13 protein-coding genes are annotated in these 11,174 nt (G+C 72.6%); all 13 read left to right on the top strand.

Features of this window, described 5'->3' with window-relative positions; translation table 11 throughout:
- The first annotated feature begins 381 nt into the window (after positions 1–381).
- A complete protein-coding gene (locus AB0M28_RS38175; RefSeq protein WP_365415040.1) occupies positions 382–918 on the top strand; it encodes a GNAT family N-acetyltransferase in 537 nt (178 codons plus the stop codon).
- A 4-nt stretch (positions 919–922) separates the two neighbouring features.
- Positions 923–1,621: a peptide deformylase gene (locus AB0M28_RS38180; RefSeq protein WP_365415042.1), complete on the top strand. Its 699-nt coding sequence runs from the start codon at positions 923–925 to the stop codon at positions 1,619–1,621.
- A 190-nt stretch (positions 1,622–1,811) separates the two neighbouring features.
- Complete coding sequence (locus AB0M28_RS38185; protein ID WP_365415060.1) at positions 1,812–1,895, top strand: putative leader peptide; 84 nt, start codon at positions 1,812–1,814, stop codon at positions 1,893–1,895.
- Between the two features lie 206 nt (positions 1,896–2,101).
- On the top strand, positions 2,102–3,856 hold the full coding sequence (locus AB0M28_RS38190) for a nitrite/sulfite reductase (protein ID WP_365415044.1): 1,755 nt from the start codon (positions 2,102–2,104) through the stop codon (positions 3,854–3,856).
- Positions 3,853–4,026 carry a hypothetical protein gene (locus AB0M28_RS38195; protein ID WP_365415046.1) on the top strand — a complete coding sequence of 58 codons (174 nt, stop codon included), beginning with the start codon at positions 3,853–3,855 and terminating at the stop codon, positions 4,024–4,026. The genes AB0M28_RS38190 and AB0M28_RS38195 overlap by 4 nt, the downstream gene beginning before the upstream one ends.
- The gene (locus AB0M28_RS38200) at positions 4,019–4,705 is read left to right on the top strand and encodes a phosphoadenylyl-sulfate reductase (RefSeq protein WP_365415048.1); all 687 of its coding nucleotides are present in this window, start codon (positions 4,019–4,021) and stop codon (positions 4,703–4,705) included. The genes AB0M28_RS38195 and AB0M28_RS38200 overlap by 8 nt, the downstream gene beginning before the upstream one ends.
- Positions 4,702–5,286: an adenylyl-sulfate kinase gene (gene cysC / locus AB0M28_RS38205; RefSeq protein ID WP_365415050.1), complete on the top strand. Its 585-nt coding sequence runs from the start codon at positions 4,702–4,704 to the stop codon at positions 5,284–5,286. The genes AB0M28_RS38200 and cysC overlap by 4 nt, the downstream gene beginning before the upstream one ends.
- Positions 5,283–6,218 (top strand): sulfate adenylyltransferase subunit CysD, encoded by a 936-nt coding sequence (gene cysD, locus AB0M28_RS38210; RefSeq protein WP_365415051.1) that lies wholly within the window; start codon positions 5,283–5,285, stop codon positions 6,216–6,218. The genes cysC and cysD overlap by 4 nt, the downstream gene beginning before the upstream one ends.
- A complete protein-coding gene (locus tag AB0M28_RS38215; RefSeq protein WP_365415053.1) occupies positions 6,218–7,567 on the top strand; it encodes a GTP-binding protein in 1,350 nt (449 codons plus the stop codon). The genes cysD and AB0M28_RS38215 overlap by 1 nt, the downstream gene beginning before the upstream one ends.
- Positions 7,568–7,812: 245 nt before the next feature.
- Positions 7,813–8,877, top strand: coding sequence for an aliphatic sulfonate ABC transporter substrate-binding protein (locus AB0M28_RS38220; RefSeq protein WP_365415062.1), 1,065 nt, complete (start codon positions 7,813–7,815; stop codon positions 8,875–8,877).
- Positions 8,878–8,917: 40 nt separating this feature from the next.
- Positions 8,918–9,721, top strand: coding sequence for an ABC transporter ATP-binding protein (locus tag AB0M28_RS38225; RefSeq protein ID WP_365415055.1), 804 nt, complete (start codon positions 8,918–8,920; stop codon positions 9,719–9,721).
- Positions 9,708–10,595, top strand: a complete 888-nt coding sequence (locus AB0M28_RS38230; protein ID WP_365415057.1) for an ABC transporter permease — start codon at positions 9,708–9,710, stop codon at positions 10,593–10,595. The genes AB0M28_RS38225 and AB0M28_RS38230 overlap by 14 nt, the downstream gene beginning before the upstream one ends.
- Positions 10,596–10,605: 10 nt before the next feature.
- The coding region (locus AB0M28_RS38235; protein ID WP_365415059.1) for a sirohydrochlorin chelatase at positions 10,606–11,174 on the top strand (569 nt) is incomplete at its 3' end.

Here is an 11,174-nt window from a genome sequence, read left to right on the forward strand (position 1 = left end):
ACCACCCCCCCCCCCCCCCCCCGCCCGGGGGGCGGGGGGCGGGGCGCCCCCCCCCCCCCCCAAAGCCCCACGCACCGGCGCCCGACACCAGCACCCGCACCCGCACCCTCCACCGACCGCCACCCCCAGCATCGCGACCCGGTGCCCGCGCCCTGCACCGAACTGTCACGCGCACCACGGCGCCACCCGCGCCCGCGCCCTACGCCGACCGCCACGCCAGCACTCGCCACCCGACGCCCACCACCCCCGCACCGAGCACCCTCGTCCTCAGCCCCCAGCCCCGCACCCCCTCCCTCCACCCGGCGCGGCAACAGAGGCGCGCCGACCGCTGCGCACCGAGCCCCCTCCCCCACCCCCAGCCCCCCGTGATCTCATGACCCCATGACCACCCCCATCACAACCTGGTCCCTCGAGCAGACCTCCCCCGCCGACCTCTCCCCCGCGCGCCTGCCCAAGAGCGCTACGGGCGGGGAGCTGGTGATCACGCGGGCCGGGGTCCCCTCTCCCGAGTTCAGCCGGTTCTTCTACGGCGCCGTCGGGGGTGGGCACGAGTGGACCGATCGGCTCGTGTGGACCGACGAGCAGTGGCGGGCCTACGTCGAGAAGCCCGGGGTCGAGACCTGGGTGGCCTATCTGCGCGGCACCCCCGCCGGGTACATCGAGCTCGAGGCCCAGGCCGACGGCGTCGTGGAGATCGCGTACTTCGGGCTGCTGGCGGCCTTCCAGGGGCAGGGCATCGGCGGCCACCTCCTCTCCGAGGGCACAGCCCGCGCCTGGGATCTCGCCACGCGGTGGGAGGGGCGCGAGGCCACGCGGCGGGTCTGGGTGCACACCTGCACCAAGGACGGACCGCACGCCCTGGCCAACTACGAGAAGCGCGGGTTCCGCGTCTTCACCGTGAAGACGGACGAGGAGTGACCCCATGACCCACGACCCGTCCGACACGACGCCCGGACTGCCCGCTCCCCCCGGACTGCCCACTCCCCCCGCACCGCCCGACCTCCCCACCCTCGTCGACCGCCTCCTCCACGGCCCCCGACCCCTCCCCATCGTCACCGCCGGCGACCCCGTGCTGCGCCGGACCGCCATCCCGTACGACGGGCAGCTCGGCGACGCCCGCCTGGCCGAGCTGCTCGCCGCCATGCGCGAGACGATGCACGCCGCTCCCGGCGTCGGCCTCGCCGCCCCGCAGGTCGGCGTACCGCTCCGGATCGCCGTGCTGGAGGACCCCGCGGCGGTCGACGCCGAGGTGGCCGAGGCCCGCGGCCGCGTGCCCCTGCCCTACCGGGTGCTGGTCAACCCGTCGTACGAGCCCGCGGGCCCGGCCCGGGCCGCCTTCTACGAGGGATGCCTCAGCGTGCCCGGTTGGCAGGCCGTCGTGGCGCGTTACGACCGCGTGCGGCTGCGCGGCCAGGACGAGACGGGCCGTGAGCTGGACGAGGAGGTGGCCGGCTGGCCCGCGCGCATCGTCCAGCACGAGACGGACCACCTCCACGGCACGCTGTACCTCGACCACGCCGAGCCGCGCTCCCTCTCCTCCGCGCAGCACCTCGCGGACCGCTGGTCGCAGCCGACCCCCGCGCTCGCCGCCGAGGCACTGGGTTTCCGCCTGCCCACGTAAGCCCCGGCCACGACCGCACGACGGTCACGGCGGCGACGACGTCCGCGACGGTCACGACCCACCCAGCCCGTGAGACTCGGCGACCACGAAAGCCGTGACCCATGCCACACGCGTCCGCATATCGAGATCCCCAGGTCCACATGCTGGATAACGATGGACGCCCCCACCGTCACCGTGCCACGCTTCCCCCATGTCTGAAGCTGGAGTCGCCCTGGTGAGTCGACGGCACGTCGACCTCGGCCGCATGTCCAGCGCCATCTGTCCGGCGTGCTGACAGTCCCAGCAAAGCCCAGCACGACCGTCTGACCCCCGGTCCGCGCCGTCCCCGCCGTTGCGGACCGCGCGCGCAGCAGTTCCCCCACTCCCGCGCCCTGCCACAGGTATATCCGCAGGTCGGCGCACACGCGCACCCAACGCACCCCCACCCGCAGCGCACCCGCAGCGCACCCGCACCCACCCGCCTCCCGAAGGAACCGCACCATGGCCTCCACCCCGCCACGCCCCGCGCGTCCCGAGCGCCCCGCGCGCTCCGAGCGCGCCGCGCGCTCCGACGCGTCACGGGCCGCCGCCCCGGCGCGCCGCAAGGCCGGCCGCCATCGCGGTGAGGGGCAGTGGGCCGCCGGGCACTTCACACCGCTCAACGCCAACGAGCAGTTCAAGAAGGACGACGACGGTCTCAATGTGCGGACACGTATTGAGACGATCTACTCCAAGCGCGGTTTCGACTCCATCGACCCCAACGACCTGCGCGGACGCATGCGCTGGTGGGGCCTGTACACCCAGCGCAAGCCCGGTATCGACGGCGGGAAGACGGCCGTCCTCGAGCCGCACGAGCTGGACGACGAGTACTTCATGCTCCGCGTCCGCATCGACGGCGGCCGGCTGAGCGTCGCCCAGCTGCGTACGATCGCCGAGGTCTCCCAGGAGTTCGCCCGCGGCACCGCGGACATCACCGACCGGCAGAACATCCAGCTGCACTGGGTCCGCATCGAGGACGTACCGGAGATCTGGCGAAGGCTGGAGGGCGTCGGGCTGAGCACGACGGAGGCCTGCGGTGACACCCCCCGCGTGATCCTCGGTTCGCCCGTCGCCGGGATCGCCGCCGACGAGATCATCGACGGCACCCCCGCGATCGACGAGGCCCACCGCCGTATCGTCGGCAACCCGGCCTTCTCCAACCTCCCCCGCAAGTTCAAGTCCGCGATCTCCGGCTCCCCGCAGCTCGACGTGGCGCACGAGATCAACGATGTGTCGTTCGTCGGCGTCCGGCACCCCGAGCGCGGTCCCGGCTTCGACGTGTGGGTCGGCGGCGGGCTCTCCACCAACCCCCGCCTCGGCGAGCGGCTCGGCGCCTGGGTGCCGCTGGAGGAGGTCGCCGACGTCTTCGAGGGCGTCGTGTCGATCTTCCGGGACTACGGCTACCGGCGGCTGCGCAACCGCGCCCGGCTGAAGTTCCTCCTCGCCGACTGGGGCGCGGAGAAGTTCCGCCAGGTGCTGGAGGACGAGTACCTGCTGCGCAGGCTGGTCGACGGACCCGCCCCCGAACTCCCCGCCGACCAGTGGCGCGACCACATCGGCGTACACCGCCAGAAGGACGGCCGCTTCTACGTCGGCTTCGCGCCGCGCGTCGGCCGGGTGGACGGCGCGACGCTCGCCAAGATCGCCGATCTGGCGGCCGACTTCGGCTCGGACCGGATCCGGACCACCGTCCAGCAGAAGATGCTGATCCTCGACGTCGAGGAGGACCGGGTCGCCGCGCTCAGCGACGCGCTCGCCTCCCTCGGGCTGCAGGTCGAGGCGTCCCCCTTCCAGCGGGGCACGATGGCCTGCACGGGCATCGAGTTCTGCAAGCTGGCCATCGTGGAGACCAAGGGCCGCGGCTCCACGCTCATCGAGGAACTCGAGCGCCGGCTGCCGGACTTCGAGGAGCCGGTCACCATCAACATCAACGGCTGCCCCAACTCCTGCGCCCGTATCCAGGTCGCGGACATCGGTCTCAAGGGGCAGCTGGTCACCGACGCGGACGGCAACCAGGTCGAGGGCTACCAGGTGCACCTCGGCGGCTCGCTGGGCCTGGAGCCCGGCTTCGGCCGCAAGGTGCGCGGCCTGAAGGTGACCGCCGCCGAGCTGCCGGACTACGTGGAGCGCGTGCTGCGCCGCTTCGAGGCGGGCCGCACGGACGGCGAGCGGTTCGCGGCGTGGGCGGCGCGGGCCGGCGAGGAGGAGCTGTCGTGAGTGAGCGTGCGGCGCCCTACTACTGCCCGTACTGCGGCGACGAGGACTTGCGGCCCTCCGAGGCGGGCCACGGCGCGTGGGAATGCGGGGCGTGCAACCGCGCTTTCAAGCTCTCGTTCCTCGGGCTGCTCGCCCGGGGCGTGAGGAAGGGGGCCGACGATCATGACTGAGAACTACGAGGAGCTGGCCGCACAGGCGGGCAGGGACCTGGAGGACGCGAGCGCGCTGGAGATCCTCCAGTGGGCCGCGAACACCTTCGGCAAGCGCTTCTGCGTGACCTCCTCCATGGAGGACGCCGTCGTCGCGCACCTCGCCTCGCGCGCCCTGCCGGGCGTGGACGTGGTGTTCCTGGACACCGGCTACCACTTCCCCGAGACCATCGGCACCCGCGACGCGGTCGCCGCCGTGATGGACGTCAACGTCATCACGCTGACCCCGAAGCAGACCGTCGCCGAACAGGACGCGCAGTACGGGCCGAAGCTCCACGACCGCGACGCCGACCTGTGCTGCGCCCTGCGCAAGGTCGAGCCGCTGGAGCGGGGGCTCACGGCGTACGACGCGTGGGCGACGGGCCTGCGCCGCGACGAGTCGCCGACCCGGGCCGGCACGCCCGTCGTCAGCTGGGACGCGCGGCGGCGGAAGGTGAAGATCGCGCCGATCGCCCGGTGGACGCAGGAGGACGTCGAGGCGTACGTGGCGGAGCAGAGCGTGCTGACGAACCCGCTGCTGACGGACGGATACGCCTCGGTGGGCTGCGCGCCGTGCACGCGCCGGGTGCTGGAGGGCGAGGACGCGCGGGCCGGCCGGTGGGCCGGGCTGGCCAAGACGGAATGCGGGATCCACACATGAGCGCTACGACGGACCGGGGAGCCCGGACGGCCCAAGGCCCCACCACCACCCAAGGCGCAACCATCTGGCTCACCGGCCTCCCCAGCGCCGGCAAGACAACGATCGCCCGCGCCCTCGCCGACCGCCTCCGCGCAGACGGCCACCGCGTCGAGGTGCTCGACGGCGACGAGATCCGCGAGTTCCTCTCCGCCGGCCTCGGCTTCACCCGCACCGACCGGCACACCAACGTCCAGCGCATCGGCTTCGTCGCCGAACTCCTCGCCTCCCATGGCGTGAAGGCCCTCGTGCCGGTCATCGCCCCGTACGCCGACAGCCGCGAAACCGTCCGCAAACGGCACCAGGGCGAGGGCACGGCGTACCTCGAGGTGCATGTGGCGACGCCCGTGGAGGTGTGCTCCGTACGCGACGTGAAGGGGCTGTACGCCAAGCAGGCGTCGGGCGAGCTCTCCGGGCTGACCGGCGTCGACGACCCGTACGAGGCCCCCGAGGACCCGGACCTGCGGATCCACGCGCACGAGCAGAGCGTCGAGGAGTCCGTGGCCGCGCTGTACGACCTGCTGACCGAGAGGGGACTGGCGTGACCACCGCGACCACTGTCGACGAGGGGCTGGACAACCCGTACGCCCTCACCCACCTCGACGCCCTGGAGTCGGAGGCGGTGCACATCTTCCGCGAGGTGGCGGGGGAGTTCGAGCGGCCGGTGATCCTCTTCTCCGGCGGCAAGGACTCCATCGTCATGCTGCACCTGGCGCTGAAGGCGTTCGCGCCCGCGCCGCTGCCCTTCCCGCTGCTGCACGTCGACACCGGGCACAACTTCCCCGAGGTGCTCGAGTACCGCGACCGCACCGTCGCCGCGTACGGGCTGCGCCTGCACGTGGCGAGCGTGCAGGACTACATCGACCGCGGCGAGCTGCGCGAACGCCCCGACGGCACCCGCAACCCGCTGCAGACGGTGCCGCTGACGGACACCATCCGAGCCGAGCGCTTCGACGCCGTCTTCGGCGGCGGACGCCGCGACGAGGAGAAGGCGCGGGCGAAGGAGCGGGTGTTCAGCCTCCGCGACGAGTTCTCCGCCTGGGATCCGCGGCGCCAGCGCCCCGAGCTGTGGCAGCTGTACAACGGGCGGCACGCGCCCGGCGAGCACGTCCGCGTCTTCCCGCTGTCGAACTGGACCGAGCTGGACGTGTGGCAGTACATCGCTCGCGAGGGCATCGAACTACCGGAGATCTACTTCGCGCACGAGCGGGACGTCTTCAAGCGCTCCGGCATGTGGCTGACCGCCGGCGAGTGGGGCGGTCCGCGCGAGGACGAGCCGGTCGAGCGGCGGCTGGTGCGCTACCGCACCGTCGGCGACATGTCCTGCACCGGGGCCGTCGACTCCGACGCCACCGGTCTCGACGCCGTGATCGCCGAGATCGCCGCGTCCCGCCTCACCGAGCGGGGCGCGACACGCGCCGACGACAAGCTGTCGGAGGCCGCCATGGAGGACCGCAAGCGCGAGGGGTACTTCTGATGACGTCCACGACCGAGCGGCTCGACGAGTTGGCGGCGACGACGCTGCTGCGGTTCGCCACCGCCGGCTCCGTCGACGACGGCAAGTCGACACTGGTGGGCCGGCTGCTGCACGACTCCAAGTCGGTGCTGGCCGACCAGCTGGAGGCCGTGTCGCTGGCGTCGAAGAACCGCGGCCAGGACACCCCGGACCTGGCGCTGCTCACCGACGGCCTGCGGGCGGAGCGGGAGCAGGGCATCACCATCGACGTGGCCTACCGCTACTTCGCCACCCCGCGGCGGCGGTTCATCCTCGCCGACACCCCGGGCCATGTGCAGTACACCCGCAACATGGTCACCGGCGCGTCGACAGCGGAGCTCGCGATCATCCTGGTGGACGCCCGGCACGGCGTCGTCGAGCAGACCCGGCGGCACGCGGCCGTGGCCGCGCTGCTGCGCGTACCGCACGTCGTCCTCGCCGTGAACAAGATGGACCTCGCCGGTTACGCCGAACCCGTCTACGCGAAGATCGCCGACGAGTTCACGTCGTACGCCACGGGCCTGGGCGTCGAGGAGGTCACCGCGATCCCGATCTCGGCCCTCAACGGCGACAACGTGGTCGAGGCGTCCGCGCACATGGACTGGTACGGCGGCCCGACGGTGCTGGAACACCTGGAGACCGTCCCCGTCAGCCACGACCTCACCGGCTGCCCGGCGCGCTTCCCCGTGCAGTACGTCATCCGGCCGCAGACCGCCGAGCACCCCGACTACCGCGGCTACGCCGGGCAGATCGCGTCCGGGATGCTGCGCGTCGGCGATCCGGTGACCGTGCTGCCGTCCGGGCTGACCTCGACGATCGCGGGCATCGACGCGCTGGGCCATGACGTCGACGTGGCCTGGGCGCCTCAGTCGGTGACGCTGCGGCTCACGGACGACGTGGACGTCTCACGCGGCGACCTCATCGCCCCCACCGCCTCCGCGCCCGCGGTGACCCAGGACATCGAGGCGACCGTCTGCCACGTCGCGGACCGGCCGCTGACCGTGGGCGCCCGGGTGCTGGTCAAGCACGGGACGCGGACGGTGAAGGCCCTCGTGAAGGACATCCCGTCGCGGCTGACGCTCGACGACCTGTCGCAGCACAGGGCGCCGGGTTCCCTGGCCGCCAACGACATCGGGCAGGTGGTGATCCGCACCGCGGAGCCGCTGCCCGTCGACGCCTACGCCGACTCCCGGCGTACGGGGTCGTTCCTGCTGATCGACCCGGCGGACGGCACCACGCTGACCGCCGGCATGGCCGGGCACGCTTTCGCGGAACAGACCGCGCACACCGCGCCGGCGGAGGACACCGACGACGAGGGGTGGGACTTCTAGACATGAGCACCGAGGTGTATTCGACCTTCGCGAAGGAAGGCGGCCGCGTCGGCAGCGGCACGCGCGGCAGCGGCCAGGGCGGAACGGGGCGATGTGCGTGCTGACGTCGCGTAACCCCGTGCCCGTGTTCACCCGATTCCGAAGACCTGCCGCTCCGAGAGGAACCCCCTCCCGTGTCTGCTTCCCGCAGCCTCCGCGCCACCGGGCGCCGCAAGACCAGCACCACTAGACTCGCGCTCGCCGCGATCGCCGCGCTCCCCCTGCTGGCGGTCACCGCCTGCGGCTACGGCTCCGAGTCCGACGACGGCGCGCCGAAGGCGCCCGCGGCCGCCGAGGGGAAGAAGCTCTCCGCGGACTCCGTGAACATCGGCTACTTCCCGAACCTCACGCACGCCACCGCCCTGGTCGGCATCCAGGAAGGGCTCATCCAGAAGGAACTCGGCGGCACCGTCGTCAAGCCCGCCACCTTCAACGCCGGCCCTTCGGAGATCGAGGCCCTGAACGCCGGGTCCATCGACATCGGCTTCATCGGCCCCTCCCCCTCCGTCAACGGCTACGCCAAGTCCGGCGGCGAGAGCCTGCGGATCGTGTCCGGCTCCGCGTCCGGCGGCGTGAAACTCGTCGTCAACCCCGACAAGGTGAAGTCCGTCGCCGACCTCAAGGGCAAGAAGATCGCCACCCCGCAGCTGGGCAACACCCAGGACGTGGCGTTCCTCAACTGGACGGCCGAGCAGGGTTGGAAGGTCGACGCCCAGTCCGGCAAGGGCGACGTCTCCGTGGTCCGTACGGACAACAAGGTCACCCCCGACGCGTACAAGTCGGGCTCGATCGACGGCGCCTGGGTACCGGAGCCGACCGCCTCGAAGCTGGTGGCCGAGGGCGCGAAGGTGCTGCTGGACGAGAGCACCCTGTGGCCGGACGGGAAGTTCGTGATCACCAACGTGATCGTGTCGCAGAAGTTCCTCGCCGAGCACCCGGACGTCGTCGAGGCGGTGCTGAAGGGCACCGTCGCCACCAACAGGTGGATCAACGCCGACCCGGACCGGGCGAAGGCCTCGGCGAACGCGGCGCTGAAGGAACTCACCGGCAAGGAACTCCCCGCGGACGTCATCGACCCGGCGTGGGACTCGATCGCCGTCACCAACGACCCGCTGGCCGCGACCCTCGACGCCCAGGCGCAGCACGCGGTCAAGGCGGGTCTGCTCGACAAGCCCGACCTGGCCGGGATCTACGACCTGACGCTCCTGAACAAGGTGCTGAAGGCCGCCGGGGAGCCCGCGGCGGACGACGCCGGCCTCGGCGTCAAGTAGCGACCGCACCAGCCCCACGAAGACCCAGGAGGTGACGATCATGGCAACCGCACTCGCCAAGGCAGAGGTGGCCGACGAGGTCGCCGCGCACGCGGCACGCATCGAGCACGTCTCGAAGTCCTTCGGCCGCCAGCTCGTACTGGACGACGTCTCGCTCGACGTCGCACCCGGCGAGTTCGTCACCCTCCTGGGGGCCTCGGGCTGCGGAAAGTCCACCCTGCTCAATCTGGTGGCGGGCCTCGACGCCCCGTCCGCCGGGGCCATCACCACCCCCGGCGGACGGCCGGCGCTGATGTTCCAGGAGCACGCGCTGTTCCCGTGGCTGACGGCCGGGAAGAACATCGAACTCGCCCTGAAACTGCGGGGCGTACCGCGCGCCGACCGGCGCGCGCGGGCCGACGAGCTGCTGGAGCTGGTACGCCTCGGCGGCGCCCACGGCAAGCGGGTGCACGAGCTGTCCGGCGGCATGCGCCAGCGCGTCGCCCTGGCCCGCGCCCTCGCCCAGGACAGCCGGCTGCTGCTGATGGACGAGCCGTTCGCGGCCCTCGACGCCATCACCCGCGACGTCCTGCACGACGAACTGACCCGCATCTGGACCACTGCGAACAAGAGCGACTCCGTCGCGGGGTCGGTCTCGGTGCTGTTCGTCACCCACAACGTGCGCGAGGCGGTCCGCCTCGCGCAGCGCGTGGTGCTGATGTCCTCGCGCCCCGGGCGCGTCGCCCGCTCCTGGGACGTCGGCATCCCCCAGCCGCGCCGGATCGAGGACGCCGCCGTCGCCGAGCTGTCCGTCGAGATCACCGAGGAACTGCGCAAGGAGATCCGCCGCCATGGCCAGCACTGACGTCAAGGGCACCGCGGACGACGTCGCGGGCCTCGAGGCCGGACTCGACGCGCTGGACACCGCCCCCGCCGTCCACCGCACACCGCTGCGCCAGGTCCTCGTACAGAAGGTGCTGCCGCCGCTGACGGCCGTGGCGCTGGTGCTGGTGGTGTGGCAGCTGCTGGTGTGGGGCGAGGTCACCGAGGACTACAAGCTGCCGTCGCCGCGGGCCGTCGGGGACTCGGTGCGCGACCTGTGGCTGCAGGGCGAACTGCTCGGCGTCGTCTGGACGTCGGTCTCCCGCGGCCTGCTCGGCTTCGTCCTGGCGCTGGCCATCGGCACCCCGCTCGGCCTGCTCGTGGCGCGGGTGAGGTTCGTCCGGGCGGCGATCGGGCCGATCCTGTCCGGGCTGCAGTCGCTGCCGTCCGTGGCCTGGGTGCCGCCCGCCGTCATCTGGCTGGGGCTGAACAACCAGATGATGTACGCGGTGATCCTGCTGGGCGCGGTGCCGTCCATCGCCAACGGCCTGGTCTCCGGCATCGACCAGGTGCCGCCGCTGTTCCTGCGCGCGGGCCGCACCCTCGGCGCGACCGGCTGGAAGGCCGCCCGGCACGTCGTGATGCCGGCCGCGCTGCCCGGCTACGTGGCCGGCCTGAAGCAGGGCTGGGCGTTCTCCTGGCGGTCGCTGATGGCCGCGGAGATCATCGCGTCCTCGCCCGACCTGGGCGTGGGCCTCGGCCAGCTGCTGGAGAACGGCCGCAACAACGCCGACATGGCCGGGGTGTTCCTCGCGATCATCCTGATCCTGGTGGTCGGCATCGCCATCGACCTGCTGGTCTTCAGCCCGCTGGAGCGCTGGGTGCTGCGCGGGCGCGGACTGCTGGTGAAGAGCTGAGGCGGCCCCCGTGCACGACGACGCTCCGGCGCTGCTCCTCATCGCCCACGGCAGCCGCGACCCCCGCCACCGGGCGACGGTCGCCGCGCTGACCCGGCGGGTGGCGGCGCTGCGGCCCGGGCTGCGGGTGGCGGCCGGATACCTGGACTTCGACACCCCGGCGGTGGACGCGGCGCTGACCCGGCTGGCCGCCTCGGGGGTACGGGAGGTGGTGGCCGTTCCGCTGCTGCTCACCCGCGCCTTCCACGCCAAGACGGACATCCCGTCCGTACTGGCGGCCGCCTCGGCCCGGCTGCCGGGCCTGACGGTCCGCCGGGCGCCGGTGCTGGGCCCTTCGCCGCTGCTGACGGCGGCGCTGGAGCGGCGGCTCGCCGAGGCCGGTGTCCGGCCCGCGCACCGGTCCTCGACCGGCATCGTGCTCGCCTCGGCGGGCTCTTCCGACCCGGAGGCGATCGCGGGGATCGCACACGTCGCGCGGGAGTGGCGGCGCACCACCGGTTGGTGTGCCGTGCGTCCCGCGTTCGCCTCCGCCGCGCTGCCCACGACGGCGGACGCCGTCCGCGCCCTGCGCGCCGACGG

It is taken from the genome of Streptomyces sp. NPDC051940, assembly GCF_040680895.1.
Classification (GTDB): Bacteria; Actinomycetota; Actinomycetes; order Streptomycetales; family Streptomycetaceae; genus Streptomyces.